Origin of the sequence: Devosia sp., assembly GCF_028290625.1 — a bacterium.
Lineage (GTDB): Bacteria > Pseudomonadota > Alphaproteobacteria > Rhizobiales > Devosiaceae > Devosia.
Window position 1 is genome coordinate 37,536 of record NZ_JAQGJM010000010.1, and the last position, 17,265, is coordinate 54,800.

Genomic DNA, 17,265 nt, shown 5'->3' on the forward strand with positions numbered 1-17,265 from the left:
GCCGTATTACCTTCGGAGCATAATGGGCGATACAACGCCGTTTGACGAAATGCACAATGCGGACGGTTCGGTCCGTGAACCCTATCGGGCGCTGGCCCAATGGCTCGACGAGCAGCCCGACAAGGCGCTGACGCTGATGCAATCGGATGCCGAAGCGATTTTCCGCAAGCTGGGCATCACCTTCGCGGTCTATGGCTCGGAGGAAGGCACCGAAAAAGTCATCCCGTTCGATGTGATCCCGCGGATCATTTCGGCCATGGAATGGCGCAAGCTTTCCAAGGGGATCGAACAGCGGGTGCGGGCACTCAATGCGTTCCTCTATGACATCTACCACCGCCAGGAAATTCTGAAGGCGGGGCGGATTCCGGAAAAGCTGATCCTGCAGAATTCGGCGTTTTGCCCCGAAATGATGGGGCTGGAGCCGGCGCGCGGGGTCTATGCCCACATTATCGGCACCGATATCGTGCGGGTGGGACCGGACGAATTCTACGTGCTGGAAGACAATCTGCGCACGCCGTCCGGGGTCAGCTATATGCTGGAGGACCGCGAGGCGATGATGCAACTGGCGCCGGACCTGTTTTCGCGCATCAAGGTGGCGCCGGTCGACAATTATCCCGAAAACCTGCGGCGGACGCTGGAAAGCGTAGCACCGGCCAATGTGAGCGGGGCGCCCACGATCGCAGTGCTAACGCCGGGAATTTATAACTCAGCCTATTTCGAGCATTCGTTCCTGGCCGACCAGATGGGCGCGCAACTGTGCGAAGGGCCGGACCTGTTTGTCGATGGCGGCAAGGTTTACATGCGCACGACGACCGGGCCGGAGCGGGTCGACGTGATCTATCGCCGGATCGATGACGACTATATCGATCCACTGACCTTCCGGCCGGATTCCATGCTGGGCGTGCCGGGCCTGTTCGATGCCTACCGGGCGGGGAATGTGACGCTGGTCAATGCGCCGGGCACCGGAATCGCCGACGACAAGGCGGTTTACACATATGTGCCAGAGATCATCGAGTTCTATCTCGGCGAAAAGGCGCTGTTGAACAATGTGCCGACCTATAATTGCGTGGATGAAGAAGAGCGCAACTGGGTGCTGGCCAATATCGGCGACCTGGTAGTCAAGGAAGTACACGGCTCGGGCGGCTACGGCATGATGGTGGGGCCGACTTCGACCAAGGCGCAGCATGCCGAATTCAAGCGCAAGATCGAGGCGCGGCCGGACAATTACATCGTGCAGCCGACTTTGGCACTCAGCACGTGCCCCACGTACGTCAACGCGGGCATCGCGCCACGGCACGTGGATTTGCGGCCCTATGTGCTGATGGGCGAGGAAGTGCGGATCACGCCTGGCGGACTGACCCGCGTGGCGCTGAAGAAGGGCTCGCTGGTGGTCAATTCAAGCCAGGGTGGCGGCACGAAAGATACGTGGGTGCTGGAAGATTGAGCATGCTCGGACGGACGGCACAAAATTTGTTCTGGCTATCGCGCTATGTGGAGCGGGCCGAGAACATGGCTCGCCTGCTCGAGGTGGGCTATCGCATGAGCCTGACTTCGCGGCGCGAGGGCGGAGCGAGCGAGCATCTGGTCTCGATGATGCGGGCGGCGGAGGTGGACGAGGCGTTCGAAGCCACCGGCCGACAGGCGGACCTCGATACGGTCGCACATTACATGATGTTCGACCCGGAAAACCCGTCATCGGTGTATTCCTGCCTGCTGGCGGCGCGGACGAATGCGCGGTCGGTGCGCACGGCGATCACCATCGACATGTGGGAAAGCCTCAATGCCGGGTGGCTGGAATTTGCCCAGATCAAGCCGCGCGACGTGCGGGGAGCGAAGCTTTTGGGGCTGCTCAGTTGGGTCAAGCAATTGAGCCACGAGTTCCGTGGCGCGCTGCTGGGGACGATCCTGCGCGATGACGGGTTCGCCTTCTCACAGGCGGGCAATTTCGTCGAGCGGGCGGACAATACGGCGCGCATTCTCGATGTGAAATATTACGTGCTGCTGCCGCGCGCCAAGATGGTGGGCGGCGATCTCGATATCCAGCAATGGACGCTGATCCTGCGGGCGGCATCGGCGCATCGCAGCTATCGGCACGTTTATCACGACCGCTACAAGGCCCATAACATCGCCGACTTCCTGATGTTGCGGCCCGAAATGCCGCGTTCGCTGATCTTTTGCGCGCGCTATATCGAGGAAACGCTGGATAGCTTGGCGGACATCTACGGCAAGCGCGAGGGCTGCCAGGAGGCGGCGGCGAAGTTGCGGGCCATGGTGGAGGGGACCAATATGGAGACCATCTTCGCCCATGGGCTGCATGAGTTTTTGACCGAATTCATCGCGCGCAACAATGCGGTCTCCGAAAGCCTGTCGGCCAGCTACAACTTTTATTGAGACAAATGCGCATTTCCATTCGCCACCAATTGAGCACCACCCCCCTACCGGGCAGCCCCAATGCGGTGCTGCACTTGCTGCTGACGCCGCAAAGCGGGCCGACGCAGACGGTGGAGAGCTGGAGCGTGGAAATGGCCGGGATCGGCAATGCCGGCCGCTTCACCGACGCCTATGGCAATAGCGTGCATCTAGTGAACCAGCGGCCGCCAGAGGGCGAACTGGTAGTGACGGTCGAGGGCGTGGTGACCACGGTGGACCGGCATGGCGTGTTCGGCCGGGTTGGACCCGGGCCGGTGCCGGCCTTGTTCAAGCGGGTGACGCCGCTGACCAAGGCGCCGGTATCGCTTTACGGCAGGTTCCGCGGCAGCAAGGACAGTCGCATCGACGTGCTGCATGCGCTGATGGCGCGGGTGGGCGAGGTGCTGCATAGCCCCACGGCCGTAATACAGAACCAAAGCCAGACGCAGAGCGGGCAATCGCAGAGCCAGTCGCAGGGTGGCCCGACCGCAGCGGAGGGCGAGGAAGCGCCGCCCGATCTGCCAAGGCCCCCGGCGACCGATTATGCGCATGCCTTTATCGGCGCGGCGCGGGCGCTGGATATTCCGGCGCGCTATATCACCGGCTATCTGGTGGGCGACGAGGACGATCCGGCCGCGTTTCATGCCTGGGCCGAGGCCTATGACGAAGCGCTGGGCTGGGTCGGTTTCGACGCCATGCTGGGCTTGTGCCCGACCGATCGGCATGTGCGGCTGGCCGTGGGGCTGGACGGGCTCTCTGCGCAACCGCTGCGGGCGGTGCCGGCAGGGGATGGGCCGAAAGAGATCGGCGTCAGCGTCGAAGTGGTCAGCTAGGGCGTCTGAATGTTAAGCTCACGCGCCAGCATAGCGGCCATTTCAGGCGCCGGGGCGACGCCAATGAGCTGGGCATCGCCTTCGTCCTTGTAGATCGCGAAGCGAGTGCGGAATTTCGGCTCTTCGGTGGCGTGGGTGAAGCCAAATCCGCGGACGAGCAGTCGGGCGACGACAATTTGGGTCGCCTGCTCCACGTCCAGCGACGGCAGCACGGTGACGGTATAGCCGGTGGCAATCAGAGCCTTGGCGTTGCGATAGTCGTTCGATTGTTGGTCGGCAGCCAAAAAACCCGATGAGGTGACGAACACAGCCGGTCGCGGCGCGGAGGCAACCAGCCGCTCCGCTAGTTGCAGGTTCTGCGCGCGGTAACGCTCGTAGCCATGGCGCGCGATGAAGGGGCCGATGATATCGATCTGCTCGCAAAAAGCCAGATCCAGGTCGATCAGGGGCCAACCCAAATGCGCGGACAGGGCTTTGCCCAAGGTCGATTTGCCGGCGCCACCGGGTCCGAGCAAGAACAGAACTGCAGCATCCGACCATTCCCGCCGGCGATAGACCTGCATGGGAGCTGCCTCATAAACTCAGGACATACAACCACGCGGTGATCGTCGCCGCCGAGGCCACGGTGGCAATGAGGATGGTGTTGGCGGCGACGCTTTCGCCGCGCTGGTAGTAGGTGGCGAAGACGTAGACGTTGACGCCGGCGGGCATCGCGGACAGCAGGATGCCGTAGCGGGCGATGTCCATGGGGACGTGCAACACCCAGATCATCAGGATATAGGCCAGCGCCGGATGCAGGATCAGCTTGATCAGGGAGGCGACCAGAGCTTGTTTCCAGTTCTCCGACAGGCGGTATTCGTTGAGCGCGCCGCCGATGCCGAACAGGGCGGCGGGGACGACGGCCTGGCTCATCATGGTGAGGAAGGCTTCGGCCGGCTCGATCAGTTGCAGGTTGATGGCGGAGGCGAGGAAGCCGGCGGCGATGCCCCAAATCAGGGGATTGGAGAGCACGCGGCGGGCAGCGACGATCAGCGTCTTGCCGAGCGGCTGGCCATCGCGGCGCACCAGTTCCATGGTGACCATGCCCACGGTTAGCAGGATGGCGCCGTGCAGGCCGATGATGGAGAGCGTTACCGGAAGCGCGTCGGTGCCATAGGCGCGCTGGATGATCGGCAGGCCGACCAGCACCGTATTGGTGAAGGTGCCCGAAAAGCCGACCGAAACACCTTCTCCCGGGCGATTGCCGAACAGCTTGATGGCGATGACTATGCCGACGGCGAAGCAGATCAGCGCGCCGATATAGAACGGGCCGATGATGGACGGGTTGAAGGCCGAGCGGAAATCGCTGGTGAGAATGGAGTGGAACAGCAGGCAGGGCGTCGCAAAGTTGTTCACGAAAGCGATTAGGCTTTTGATGCCCTCGGCTGGGAACAGCTTGAAGCGCACGGCGCCAAAGCCAAACGCCATCAGCGCGAAAATTGGGGCAATAACGCTGAGTATGCTGAGCATGGCCGGGACCCGGGGCCGAAAGACGCCCTGCCCTAACCCCCTCTGACAATTGGGTCAATGGCACTAGTATGGAAGATGCGTTGTTGGCAGCGCATAGGCCCGACGCGTGTCGGAGAACGAAACTAAAATCTTTCGGATTGAGCGCAATTCGCCTATAAAACGAAACCTTCAAGGCGCGGAGACAGGGTACAAATGGCTGGTGACAAGACTTTCGATATTTTCGTCATCGGCGGGGGCATCAATGGGGCCAGCGTCGCCCGCGACGCGGTGGGGCGCGGCTATTCGGTGATGCTGGCGGAGATGAACGATCTCGCATCCGGCACCTCGTCGGCAGCGACCAAGCTGGTGCATGGCGGGCTGCGCTATCTCGAGCATTACGAATTCCGGCTGGTGCATGAGGCACTGGCGGAGCGCGAAGTGCTGTGGGCCAATGCGCCGCATATCATCAAGCCGCTGCGGTTCGTGCTGCCGCATCACAAGGGGCTGCGGCCGGCCGTGGTGCTGCGCGCCGGGCTGGCCATGTATGACTATATGGGCGGCCGCCGGCTATTGCCGCCGACCAAGACGCTGGACCTGCGCACGCATGAGACCGGCAAGCCGCTCAAGGGCGACTACCGCACCGGGTTCGAATATTCGGACTGCTGGGTGGACGATGCGCGCTTCGTGGCGCTGAACGCCCGCGACGCGGCGGACCGGGGCGCTGAAATCCGCGTGCGCACCAAGGTGACCAGCGTGCGCCGGGATGGGGGACAATGGGCGATCGAAATGCATGACGAGGCGGGTATGGTGACCAAGGTTCGCGCCGCGCTCATCGTCAACGCGGCGGGGCCGTGGGTGGATGGCGTCATCAATGGCGTGATGGGCAAGAATGGCGGGCCCAATGTGCGGCTGGTCAAGGGCAGCCACATCGTCGTCAACAAGCTCTATGACCACGACCGCTGCTATATTTTCCAGAACGCCGACGGGCGGATCATCTTTGCCATCCCCTACGAGCAGGACTTCACGCTGATCGGCACCACCGACCTCGACTACAAGGACGATCCCAAGGACGTCAAAATCAGCGATGACGAGATCGATTACCTGTGTGCGGCGGCGAGCGAATATTTCACCAAGCCGGTGACGCGCGACGAGATTGTCTGGACCTATTCGGGCGTGCGGCCGCTGTTCGATGACGGCGCGAGCGCGGCGCAAGAAGCGACACGCGATTATGTGCTCAAGGTGGATGGCAGCAAGGCCGACGGCGCGGCGATCAATGTGTTTGGCGGCAAACTGACCACATCGCGGCGGCTGGCCGAATCTGTGCTGGAAAAGATCGAGGACGTGCTGGGCAAGAAGGGCCCGGCCTGGACGAAGGTCGCAAAGTTTCCGGGCGGCGATTTCGAGCCACTGGCGTTCGATGCCGAAGTGCGGCGGCTGGCCAAGGACTATGCGTGGTTGCCGCCGAAGCTGGCGTACCGGTTGACGCGATTGTATGGGACGCGGGCGCGGGTGATCCTGGGGGATGCTGGGTCACTGGAGGCGTTGGGGCCGCATTTCGGGGCGGACCTGTATGGGCGCGAGGTGGATTACCTGGTGGCCAATGAATGGGCGCGGACGGCGCAGGATGTGCTGTGGCGGCGGACGAAGATCGGGCTAAGGGTCGGGCCGGAGGATGTGGAGCGACTGGAAGGGTATTTGGCCACGAGAGATCGGGGCTAAACGGCACCCCCACCCTGCCTCCCCCTCAAGGGGGAGGAGTCTGCTGGTGGATGGGCGCGATTGAGTTTTAAGAGTGGAGAGGCTCCTCCCCCTCACAGGGGAGGTTGGGTGGGGGTGCTTTCGACAGCACCAAGCATGAGATGGTGCAGTACCCCTCACCCTGCAATTCTGCTGAACGCAGAATTGCTGTTAGCCATTCGAGCATAGCTCTCGCGGCCTTCTTGCCTGCAATCGATCCACAGGATCGATTGGCAAGGCGGCTCGAAGTCCCGCAAGGGGAGAGGGTAGGACGCGGTGGGAGGAATTATGAGCGGATATATTCTGGCGATCGACCAGGGGACGACGTCGAGCCGGGCGATCGTGTTTGCGGCGGACCGGACCATTGCGGGGAGTGGTCAGAAGGAATTTACCCAGTATTTTCCGCAGGATGGCTGGGTGGAGCATGATCCGGAGGAAATCTGGGACTCGGTGGTCTGGGCGGTGAAGACAGCGCTCACGAACGCCAAGCTCGAGGCCACGGATATTGCGGCAATCGGGATTACCAACCAGCGCGAAACCACGCTGATCTGGGACCGGGCGACCGGCAAGGCCATTCATAATGCCATTGTGTGGCAGGATCGGCGGACGGCGGGGCTATGCGCGAAACTGCGCAAGGCGGGCCACGAAAAGATGGTGAGCAAGAAGACGGGGCTGCTGCTGGACCCGTATTTTTCGGGCACCAAGGTCAAGTGGCTACTGGATAATGTGAAGGGCGCGCGCAAACGGGCCGAGGCCGGCGAGCTAGCGTTCGGGACGGTCGACAGCTTTCTGATCTGGCGGCTGACCGGCGGCAAAGTGCATGCGACGGACGCCACCAATGCAAGCCGGACGCTGGTGTTCAATATCGAGACCAATAGCTGGGACAAGGCGCTGCTCAAGCTGCTCGACGTGCCGGCGGCGCTGCTGCCCGAGGTCAAGGATTGTGCCGACGATTTCGGGGTGACCGAGGAGGCGCTGTTTGGCGCGGCGATCCCGATTTTGGGCGTGGCGGGCGACCAGCATGCGGCGACAATCGGGCAGGCATGCTTTGCGCCGGGGATGATGAAATCCACCTATGGCACCGGGTGTTTCGCGGTGCTGAACACCGGGGCGGACCTGGTGCGGAGCAAAAACCGGTTGCTGACCACGATTGCCTATCGGCTGGACGGCAAGACGACCTATGCGCTGGAAGGCTCGATCTTCATCGCCGGAGCGGCCGTGCAGTGGATTCGCGATGGGCTGAAGCTGGTGAAAGAGGCCAAGGAAACCGGGCCGCTGGCGCTGACCGCCGACCCGAGCCAGAACGTCTACATGGTGCCGGCCTTTGTGGGGCTGGGGGCGCCGTGGTGGGATGCCGAAGCGCGCGGGGCAATATATGGGCTGACGCGGAACTCGGGGCCGGCGGAAATCGCCAAGGCGGCGCTGGAGGCAGTTTGCTACCAGACGCGAGATCTGCTGGAAGCGATGCGCAAGGACTGGAAGGCTGGCGGCGAGACGGTGTTGCGGGTGGATGGCGGCATGGTGGCGTCGGACTGGACCATGCAGTTTCTGGCGGACATTCTCGACGCGCCGGTGGACCGGCCGATGATTTTGGAGACAACGGCGCTGGGGGCGGCATGGTTGGCGGGGTATCGAGCCGGGGTGTGGCCGGACGCGAAGGCGTTTGCGGCGAGTTGGGCAAGGGATGAGCAGTTCGTGCCGAAGATGGAGGCGGCGGAGCGGAAGCGGAAGGTGAAGGGGTGGGATTTGGCGGTGCGAAGGACGTTGTTGCAGTAGTGCTTCCTTAGATTTTGCCACGCCCTCGTGGTTCGAGGCTCGCGAAGGGCTCGCACCTCACCATGAGGGCTACTGGGAAATCGTGATTTGGCAGTAGTCCTCATGGTGAGGCGGGAGTTCTTACGACCCTCGTACCACGAGGGCGTGGCAGGAAGAGTCGGTTCCCGCTTTCGCGGGAAGACGTCGCGGTTGCTTGAGCCACAAGGCCAGCGTCGACTACTGATACACCCGCCAAGCATCAAAACTGCCGCCGGCAATCATGGCCCAGTAGCGTTTGCCGCTGGATGCTGTCGTGGTCGCCAAACCGAATTCGACGAACTTTGGTGACAACAGCGTCTTGCGGTGGGCGGGGGAATTCAACCAGCCTTCGATCACGCCCTGCAGGCTGGGATAGCCCTTGCCGACGTTTTCGCCCACGGCGCCCATATAGCCGGCGGTGGTGACGCGCTGGCGCAGGGTAACGCCGAGATTGTGGCTCATGGTGTTTCTCGAGGCCATCAGGCGGACCTGGGCGCGGGCGGCGTCTTCCAGCTGCGCGTTGTAACTCCAGGCGGGAGCGCCATTGGCGGCGCGCACCGTATTAATAGCGGCGATGATCTGCTGATGCGTGAGCGTATCCGGCGAGGCGTTCAAGGCCGCCGGCAGCATGGGGATGGTGGTGGCGCAGGCGCTGAGGGCGGTGGCTGCGCCGAGGACGAGGAAACTGCGGCGGGTCAGGTCGAGCATGTAAGCATCCGGTTGGGGGCTAGGCTTGATCATAGGCACTAAGCAGTAGCGGCAGAACGGCGAGGTCGACGGTAATAGGATTGCCCGCGGCCAGATCCCAGCAGGCACTGAGGGCCGAATGGGCGGCGGCCCAGCCGAGGACGCGTTTGCGGTTGAAGCCGAGGCGGGCCGCGAAGGCATCGGCCAGCGCCTGGATGCGGCGCGGATCGGTGACGAGATTGCTGGCGCCATAGGGATTGCGGAACACATTGGCGACTTCGTAGCTGGCGTCGCCGAGCAGGCCCTTCGGATCGATGGCGAGCCAGCCGCGATCGGAGGACATGATATTGTCGTGGTGCAAGTCGCCATGCAGGGGAATGCTGGCAAACGGCTTGTCGAACAGCTTGAGCGCGATGCCGCAGGCGCGGGCATAAAGATCGCGCGCTGTGTGGGGCCATTGGCGCACATCGGTGTCGAACAGGGCCTGAAAGCGTGGGCGCAATTCGAGCAGGTGTTCGGGCGCGCCGGCGCGGGGACGGTGCAGGCCGGCGACGAGGGTCGCCAGCGCGATGGTGCTTTCATCGTCGTGGCCGGCGCGGACGGCGTCGCCCAGCGTGCCGCCATCGAGCCATTCCATGAAAATGGTATCGCCGTGGATATCGAAAACGGTGGCGGCGCCCTCCCCGCCATACCAGTTCATCAGCGCGGCGCCGCGGCGTTCTTCCTCGGCCGCGATGGGCTTGAGGATTTTAAGCACGGCGAAGTTGCGGCCATTCTGCTCTACGCGGAAGATGGCGCTGCTCTGGCTGTCGGCGATCGGGGTCGACTTGGTGAGCGACCAGCGGATCATGGCGCGATTCAGGGCGGTTTCGATGGGCGACTGATTCATCATGGCGCCATTAAAGCAAAATGGCGCCTGCCGTCGACCTTTGCGCACAATATCACGCAAAACTTGATCGGGCTGCGGCCTGTTTGCACTTGGGTAAGGATAGCTTTTTGGACGATGGCAACCTTAACGGCAGGAAGCCGAGGCGGGCCAAATGCCGGTTAACCTGATGGGACTAGCCTGTGCTGACGCAAGACAGAGCCCAGGGAGGGACTGATCATGATGCAGCAGACAGCGGATGAGCACGGCGCCAAACGCGGATACCAGGACATCGTGGCGGCCGACGAAGTGCACCGCTCGTTCGGGCGACAGCTCGCCACCAGCGCCGGCGGACTGCTGGCGCTGCTGGGGATCGGCATTGTGGTGTTGATCGTGGTGCTGTGGAAGGCGCGTTGAGTTCTTCACCTCTCCCTTTGGGGGAGAGGTCGGCGCGTAGCGACGGGTGAGGGGCCTTCCCCAAACACCGAAGTCTAGAAAGGCCCCCTCACCCGACCCAAATGGGTCGACCTCTCCCCCGAAGGGAGAGGTGAGAAAGGCAGCCTGCCTTCATTTGATCCGATAGGCGTCCTTGGCCGCCTGATAGCTCAGGTGTTTGGCGATCTCCTCAGCGGATGACCGCGTCAACCGATGATCCGCAACCCAGTTGGCGAGGAAACCGCAGATTTCGCGGCGCCAGACGTCGTGGCGGGCGGGGATCGACAGCAGAGCGCGCGTGTCATCATTGAAGCCGGCGAGATTGTAGAAGCCGGCGGTTTCCACGACCTGATCGAGATAGCGGCGAATGCCCTGCGGGCTATCGTGGAACCACCAGGGCGGGCCGATCATCAGGGATGGCCAATAACCAGCCATCGGCGCCAGCTCGCGCGCATAGGTGGTTTCGTCGAGCACGAACATGATCAGGCGCAGATTGGGCTCATTGCCGGCGCGACCGAGCAGCGCGCGAAGGCCGTTGACGTAGTCGGTAGTGCCGGGGATATCGGCGCCGAGATCGGTGCCGCGTTCACTCATCAACAGCGGATCGGTATTGCGGCGCGAGCCGGCATGCATCTGCATGACCATGCCATCCTCTACCGACAGCAGCGCCATTTCGGTCATCATCTGGGCGCGGAACAGTTCAGCATCGGCGGCGTCGTGGCGGCCTGACAGCACCTTGTCGAGCAGCGCCTGCTTTTCCACCAGCGGTAGGTCGGCGGTCATGGCCGTCGGCACACCGTGGTCGGTAGCGACGGCGCCGAAGCGGCGGAAATATTCGCGGCGGTTGCGGTGGGCGTCGATCAGGCCGGACCAGGTGGCGATATTTTCGCCGGTGATCTCGCCGAAGCGCTGCAGGTTTTCCACGATGGCGGCGCGACTGGGGTCGGTCACGTCATCGGGGCGATAGGTGGTGCGGACGCGGCCGATATAGCCATCGGCCAGCATGGACTGGTGATGCTTGAGCGGATCGAGGGCAAATTCGGTGGTGGCGATGACCTCGACATTGGCGCGGTCCAAAATGGCGCGCGGCAAGAGGTCCGGATCGGCGAGGCGGGCGCCGATGGTGTCGAAGATGGCGTCGGCTGTGTCAGGCGTCAATTCGGTATCGATGCCGAAGGCGAATTGCAGCGAATGATCGATCCAGAGCTTAGACGGCGTCGCGGCGAACAGGTGATAATTGGCGGCGAACAGGCGCCAGGCGGCGCGACCATCGGCAACGGCTTTGCCATCCTTGCGGGGCACGCCGAGATCGTCATAGCTCAGGCCCCGGCTACGCAGCAGGCGCAACACGTAGTGATCGGGCGTGAGGAACATGCTGGCGGCATCGGAAAAGCGCTGGTTGTTGGCGAACCAAGCCGGATCGGTATGGCCATGCGGGCTGATCAGCGGCAGGTCCTTGACTGCGGGATAAAGCTCGCGCGCGATGGAGCGGGCGGGCTCGGCGGCGGGGAACAAGCGATCGGGATGCAGATGGGCTGGGAAGGTCATGGCCAGGTTTTGCCACGATCCGGCGGGCAGATCAACAACTACCATACAAGATTTAAACCTGTGGCATTTTATGTAAATTAACTGCGTTGCCGGGAAGTTATCCGCACCTCCTCGGGCGGGACTACGTTGCCTGGGCAGGGTGAGAAACAGCCTTTCAAGGCGGCTACCCCATTCGAATGACCGCACATCGCGTGCCGGTTCCGAGGGGACAATCCGATGGCAGATATAGACGACGGCGTTCAGGCGGTTCGCAGCAAGGCGCGCGTGGCGGGGCATGTGCAGCGCGCGCAAATGATGGTGCTGGTTGCGGGGCTGACGGCGTTCGGCATCGTGGCTGTGGCCGGCGCGATGATGATGACGTTGCTGTAGAGCGCGAGGCAGCCCGCGCTAAGGTCCCCTCACCCTGATTATTCTGCTGAACGCAGAATAATCTGTCCCTCTCCCACAAGGGGCGAGGGATGGCTCCGAGCCTGTTTTAGCCACAGTGCCCCCCTTCTCCCCTCGTGGGAGAAGGGGCCCGAAGGGCGGATGAGGGGGCTTTGCACCTACCCCAAGTCCTGCAATTTAGCTTCCAGCAATCGCTTCGCAATCCGTGCGCATTGCAGGCGGATGTCGGGGATGGCTTCGATTTCAAAGAATTTGCCGCGCGTCAGCGGCCCGGCGACCAGCAGGCGTGGCGAGGTTTTGCCGTCGGCGTCGATGACGGCGCAATCGTCCGAAACATCCAGCCCGATATGCAGCGTATCTGGCCGAGCGTGGCCGGTGGCGACGAGGTCGCGGATCACCGGATTGGAGCTGGCCGCGACATCGACGCTGACGCCACCGCAATCATAGACGCGGGCCACGTCCAGGGTATGCAGTTCGCTGGTGCCACGGCGGCGGATGGTGGCGCGGACGCCAGAGCCGTGGCGCTCGATGCCGGTGAAATTGCCGGCGATCAACTGCACCTGGCCGGTGGCGACGGCGCGGGTCATGCGCTGATGCAGATCGGGCGGCAGGCGGTGGCGGTGGATGTTCCACCAAGGGCGCAGATGGCGCAGGAACTGGCGCTTGGAGTGCAGAGACCAGCTTTGCCAGAGGCGCTGGTTGTAGGGCCGCAGGCCGTCGACGACCTGGCGCCAGTCGCCGCCGTCGGCAATGGTGGTGGCGACGAGGTCGCGGAACCAGGCCAGCAGATAATTGATATTGGTGCCGAAGGGCACGTCGGCGGCGTCGATGCTGAGCGGGGTGGTGTTCTTGTGGCCCTTGGGCAGGAAGCCGTTGCGCGAGACCACCAGGATGGGGCCGCGATGCTCGGCTTGGGCCAGGGTCAGCCAGGCGTCAACCATGGAGAGGCCCGAGCCGAGAATCATCACCTCGGCGTCGCGGTCGATCGGCGTATCGCGATCGGAGCCGACGGTGACGGCGAGCCCACGGCCGCGGGCGGGCTGGGTTTCGTGGCCGACGGCGAGGACGGCGTGATGGCTAATGACGCTGGTGCCGTTGGCGAGCACGGTTTCGACGCCGGACTTGGTCTGCTGCACCGACAGGACTTCCTCGGTGAGGACGATCAGTCGGCCGGGATAGGATTGGCCGGCAGCGGCGAGGACGTCGCCCAGATAAGCGCCATAGAGGCGGCGGGGGGCGAAGACCCACGGGCCCTGTGATTGGGGATAGCCCTTGGTTTGCAGCCAGCGCCAGAAATGCTCGGGATCATCGGCGAAGGCGCTCATGCCGCTGGCGGGGACGTTGACCAGATGATCGCGCGAGCGGGCCGAATAGGCGACCCCCTGCCCGAACTGGCCGCGCCGCTCGATCAGCGTGACTCGGATATCGGTATCCGGATCACGCAGCAGGTGCGCAGCCAGCAGCACACCGCTGGCGCCACCGCCGATAATGGTGACCGATGGACGGCCATGCTGGGAGGCGCTCATGGTGCCCCACTCAATGATTTCAATGCGAGTGGAACGCCAGTGAATACGTGAACCGGCGCTCTTCGGCGGAGTCTTCAGGCTGCTTCCCGGTCAGGATCAGGGCATCCTGCTCGGCTGGCGTCAGCAGCTCGTCGCGCGTGGGCAGTTCATCGCCGAAGCTGAACAGGCTGGTCTTGTTGGGGGCTTCGGCATCGGTCACGCGGCGGCGGTTGCCAAGCTCAAGAATTCCGAAAAAGTGAATCACTGCGAGTTCCTCCACATTGATCGTTCCAGCCAGACGGGGACCGCCCTGCATTCATTAAGTTTCCATTACTCTATCGATCCAGTCGAGTTATGTTTGTGCGTAATGGGGGGAGATGTTGGAAGGACGTTCTAACGGAGGGTGGGTTTTCTTCACCTCTCCCTTGGGGGAGAGGTGAAGGAAGACTACTCCGCCGCCGCAGCTGGTGCTTCCAACTGGCCTGCGGCATCCAGCTCGCGGGTGATGCGCTGCTGTTCCTCGATATGGGCCTTGGAGAACCGGGCCATCAATAGGTAGGCGACGGGCGTCAGATAAAGCGTCGAGATGGCGGCGATGGAGAGGCCGCCGACGATGACCCAGCCCAAAGCCTGGCGAGCCTCGGCCCCTGCCCCGCTGGCCAGCACCAGCGGCACGCCGCCCAGAATGGTGGCGATCATGGTCATCAGCACCGGTCGCAGTCGGATATTGGCGGCTTCCTCGATCGCTTCACGCACGCTGAAGCCCCGATCGCGCAATTGGTTGGCGAATTCGACGATCAGGATACCGTTCTTGGCCATGATGCCGACAACCAGCACCAGGCCGATCTCGCTGTAGATATTGAGACTCCCCGCGGTGAGGAACAGGGCGTAGATCGAGGCCGCGATGCCGAACGGCACGGTGACCATGACGATAATGCCGCTCCAGACGCTTTCGAACTGCGCCGCGAGCACCAGGAAGATGATGACGATGGCAAAGCCGAAGGTGATCAGCAGGCCATTGTTGGCTTCGCCGATGGTCTTGGCCTCGGCCAGCGGAATGATCGCGGTGCCTTCGGGCAGCAGCGGTTTGGCGAGTTGCACGGCCTGGGTATAGGCATCGCCCAGCGCCAGCCCATCGAGGCTTGCCGTGACGGTGACGGCACGCCGCTGGCCTTCGCGGCCCAGATTTGGGGAAATCGGGGCTTCAACGATGGTGGCGATGGTGGACATCGGCACGTAGCGGCCATCGGCGGTCTTGATGAAGATGCTTTCCAGATCATGGGGGTCGTTGATCGGGCTTTTGGTCGAGACCATGCGCACGTCATAGCTGGAGTCATTGATGAAGACGTTGCCCACATCGGCACCGTCGATCATCGCCTGCAGCGTGGTGGCGAGCCCATTGATGTCGATGCCCAGCGCGCCGGCGCGCTCGCGATCAATGGTCAGGGTAAGTTGGGGCTGGGTGGTGTCGTAATTGACCGAAACGTCGCCAAAGGCCGGATTTTCCTCCAGCTTGTCGGCTACGGTTTGGGCCGTGGTGGCCAGATCGGCGTAGTTGTCGCCGACAACCGCGAATTGCAGGCCGTTGCCGCCACCGCGAATGCCAAGGCTATTGCCCTGCTGCACCGAAGCGCGAATGCCCGGCACGAGGGGCAGGATCTTGTTGATGTCGGTAACGATCTCGGCCTGGCTGCGAGCGCGCTGATCCCAGGGCGCGAGGCGCAGGCTGATGAAGCCGCCATTGCCGAAGCCGGACAGCACGAAGATGGAATTGACCTCGCCGCTTTTGACGAAGGGCTGCAGCAGGCCCTCGAGACGCTGCATCTGCGAGCGGACGAAATCGAGGCTGACCGTGGAGGGAGCGGAAATACGCAGGTTGATCTGGGCGCGATCCTCGTTGGGCGTGATCTCCTGGCGCAGTTGGGTGAATATGCCATAGGAGGCAGCGGCAAAAATCGCGGCAATCAGCAGGATCACCATGGGACTGTTCAGCGCCAGATGCAGCGTGCGGCGGTAGAGACCGCCAAGCTTGCGGCCGATCCAGCCGAGCGGGCCGCCGGTGTGATGCCTGGTGTCTTCCCCCGACTTGAGCAGGCGCGAGGCCAGCATCGGCCCCAGCGTTAGAGCGACGACGGAGGACGCCAGGACCGCGATGGCCAGCGTGAAGCCGAATTCGCGGAACAGCCGCCCGGTCTGGCCCTGGAGAAACGACAGCGGCACGAAGACCGCGACCAGGGTCAGCGTGGTGGCGATGACCGCGAAGAACACCTCCTGGGTGCCCAGCACAGCGGCGGCGCGGTTGCCGGCGCCCATGCCACGTCGTCGGACGATGTTTTCGAGCACAACGATAGCGTCGTCCACCACAAGGCCGGTGGCCAGCACCAAGGCGAGCAGGGTCAGGATGTTGAGCGAAAAACCCGCGAGATAGATGCCAGCGACAGCGCCCAGCAGGGCAATCGGCATCGAGAGCGCGGGGATAAGCGTGGCGCGCCAATCGAGCAGGAACAGGTAGATGATGCCGGTCACCACGATCAGCGCGACGCCGAGCGCGACCTCGACCTCATGCAAGGCGCCTTCGATGAACACGGATTCGTCGCTGGAAATCTTGATATCGACGCCCGGTGGCAGGATTTCGTTCAACGTGGCGACGGCGGCCTTTATGCCGTTGGAAATCTCGATCGAATTGGACTGCGCCTGCCGCACAATGCCCAGGCCAATGCCGGGCTTGCCATCCGAGCGCAAGCCCGACGTGCTGGCGGCAGCGTCGAACACCACGGTCGCAACGTCGCCCAGGCGGGTCTTGCCCTTGATGATGAGGTTTTCGAACTCGGCGGGCGTGTTGACGTCGGCGACGGCGCGCACCGAGATATTCTGGTTGGCGCCGTTGATCGAGCCGGCTGGGGAATCGAAGGCGATGGTGGCAAGCGCTGTGCGGATATCGGCAACAGTCAGGCCCAGGCTGGCCAGCTTGTCCTGGTCGACATCGATTTCGAAGACGGTATCGCGCGTGCCGTTGACCTGCACATCGGCGACACCGGGGACCGCGGCGAGGCGCTCGGAGATGTCGTTTTCGACCAGTTTGCTCAGGTCGGCGATGCTCATGGTGTCGGAGGTGACGGCCAGCTGGATGGAGGCCTGGGCGTTGCTGTCGGCCTTGACGATGGTGGGATCGTCCACGCTGTCGGGCAGGTCGCGGGAGATGCGGCTGAGGGCGTCGCGCACGTCGGAGGTCGCGGCATCGAGGTTGGTGCCGTCGTTGAAGGCCAGCGTGACGCGGCTCTGGCCGGTGGACGAGGTCGAGGAAATCCCCGCCACGCCCTGGACGCGGGCGACGGCACCCTCGACGACAGCGGTGATTTCGCGATCGACGGTTTCAGCGGCAGCGCCGGTAAAGGTGGTGTTGATCGACAGCACCGGCTGCTCGACGCTGGGCAATTCGCGGATCTCGACGCCCAGAATGGCGGCGAGGCCACCCACCATGATCAGGGCATTGATGACCAAAGCCAGGACCGGACGGCGCACGAACAGCGCCGCCAGCATGCCGCCGCGTTGGTTCTGCTGCTGGATGGACATGAGC

At 63.2% G+C, this 17,265-nt stretch carries 15 protein-coding genes; 7 read left to right on the top strand and 8 right to left on the bottom strand.

What is annotated here, in order from left to right:
• Window positions 1-22 precede the first annotated feature (22 nt).
• Genes JWR51_RS05160 through JWR51_RS05170 form a run of 3 tightly spaced genes read left to right on the top strand, consistent with a single transcriptional unit; the run spans window position 23 to window position 3,242 of the window.
• The gene (locus tag JWR51_RS05160) at window positions 23-1,444 is read left to right on the top strand and encodes a circularly permuted type 2 ATP-grasp protein (RefSeq protein ID WP_299744590.1); all 1,422 of its coding nucleotides are present in this window, start codon (window positions 23-25) and stop codon (window positions 1,442-1,444) included.
• Window positions 1,445-1,446: 2 nt separating this feature from the next.
• A complete protein-coding gene (locus JWR51_RS05165) occupies window positions 1,447-2,391 on the top strand; it encodes an alpha-E domain-containing protein (RefSeq protein WP_299744593.1) in 945 nt (314 codons plus the stop codon).
• 5 nt (window positions 2,392-2,396) lie between these two features.
• Window positions 2,397-3,242: a transglutaminase domain-containing protein gene (locus tag JWR51_RS05170; RefSeq protein WP_299744596.1), complete on the top strand. Its 846-nt coding sequence runs from the start codon at window positions 2,397-2,399 to the stop codon at window positions 3,240-3,242.
• Here the strand turns inward: JWR51_RS05170 and JWR51_RS05175 are convergent.
• The gene (locus JWR51_RS05175) at window positions 3,239-3,805 is read right to left on the bottom strand and encodes a shikimate kinase (RefSeq protein ID WP_299744599.1); all 567 of its coding nucleotides are present in this window, start codon (window positions 3,803-3,805) and stop codon (window positions 3,239-3,241) included. The genes JWR51_RS05170 and JWR51_RS05175 overlap by 4 nt on opposite strands.
• Window positions 3,806-3,815: 10 nt before the next feature.
• Window positions 3,816-4,751 carry an AEC family transporter gene (locus tag JWR51_RS05180; protein WP_299744602.1) on the bottom strand — a complete coding sequence of 312 codons (936 nt, stop codon included), beginning with the start codon at window positions 4,749-4,751 and terminating at the stop codon, window positions 3,816-3,818.
• A 192-nt stretch (window positions 4,752-4,943) separates the two neighbouring features.
• On the opposite strand from JWR51_RS05180, the gene glpD reads away from it, so the two are divergent.
• Together glpD and glpK are read left to right on the top strand one after the other, a co-directional pair.
• On the top strand, window positions 4,944-6,449 hold the full coding sequence (glpD, locus tag JWR51_RS05185; RefSeq protein ID WP_299744604.1) for a glycerol-3-phosphate dehydrogenase: 1,506 nt from the start codon (window positions 4,944-4,946) through the stop codon (window positions 6,447-6,449).
• A 306-nt stretch (window positions 6,450-6,755) separates the two neighbouring features.
• Complete coding sequence (gene glpK / locus JWR51_RS05190; protein ID WP_299744606.1) at window positions 6,756-8,243, top strand: glycerol kinase GlpK; 1,488 nt, start codon at window positions 6,756-6,758, stop codon at window positions 8,241-8,243.
• Between the two features lie 216 nt (window positions 8,244-8,459).
• Here glpK and JWR51_RS05195 read toward each other — a convergent pair whose 3' ends face one another.
• Window positions 8,460-8,969: a CAP domain-containing protein gene (locus JWR51_RS05195; protein WP_299744608.1), complete on the bottom strand. Its 510-nt coding sequence runs from the start codon at window positions 8,967-8,969 to the stop codon at window positions 8,460-8,462.
• A 19-nt stretch (window positions 8,970-8,988) separates the two neighbouring features.
• Entirely contained in the window at window positions 8,989-9,837 is an 849-nt protein-coding gene (locus JWR51_RS05200) for an aminoglycoside phosphotransferase family protein (protein WP_299744611.1), read from the bottom strand.
• A 216-nt stretch (window positions 9,838-10,053) separates the two neighbouring features.
• Between JWR51_RS05200 and JWR51_RS05205 the strand changes: the two genes are divergently transcribed.
• Window positions 10,054-10,230 carry a hypothetical protein gene (locus tag JWR51_RS05205; RefSeq protein WP_299744613.1) on the top strand — a complete coding sequence of 59 codons (177 nt, stop codon included), beginning with the start codon at window positions 10,054-10,056 and terminating at the stop codon, window positions 10,228-10,230.
• A gap of 150 nt (window positions 10,231-10,380) precedes the next feature.
• Here JWR51_RS05205 and uxaC read toward each other — a convergent pair whose 3' ends face one another.
• Window positions 10,381-11,796 carry a glucuronate isomerase gene (gene uxaC / locus JWR51_RS05210; RefSeq protein WP_299744678.1) on the bottom strand — a complete coding sequence of 472 codons (1,416 nt, stop codon included), beginning with the start codon at window positions 11,794-11,796 and terminating at the stop codon, window positions 10,381-10,383.
• A 216-nt stretch (window positions 11,797-12,012) separates the two neighbouring features.
• On the opposite strand from uxaC, the gene JWR51_RS05215 reads away from it, so the two are divergent.
• Window positions 12,013-12,165, top strand: coding sequence for a hypothetical protein (locus JWR51_RS05215; RefSeq protein WP_299744616.1), 153 nt, complete (start codon window positions 12,013-12,015; stop codon window positions 12,163-12,165).
• A gap of 176 nt (window positions 12,166-12,341) precedes the next feature.
• On the opposite strand, the gene JWR51_RS05220 is transcribed toward JWR51_RS05215, so the two are convergent.
• The 3 genes from JWR51_RS05220 to JWR51_RS05230 form a co-directional block, all read right to left on the bottom strand.
• Window positions 12,342-13,709 (bottom strand): FAD/NAD(P)-binding protein, encoded by a 1,368-nt coding sequence (locus JWR51_RS05220; protein ID WP_299744618.1) that lies wholly within the window; start codon window positions 13,707-13,709, stop codon window positions 12,342-12,344.
• Window positions 13,710-13,728: 19 nt separating this feature from the next.
• Window positions 13,729-14,004, bottom strand: a complete 276-nt coding sequence (locus tag JWR51_RS05225) for a hypothetical protein (protein WP_299744621.1) — start codon at window positions 14,002-14,004, stop codon at window positions 13,729-13,731.
• Window positions 14,005-14,135: 131 nt separating this feature from the next.
• Complete coding sequence (locus JWR51_RS05230) at window positions 14,136-17,261, bottom strand: efflux RND transporter permease subunit (protein WP_299744623.1); 3,126 nt, start codon at window positions 17,259-17,261, stop codon at window positions 14,136-14,138.
• Window positions 17,262-17,265 lie beyond the last annotated feature (4 nt).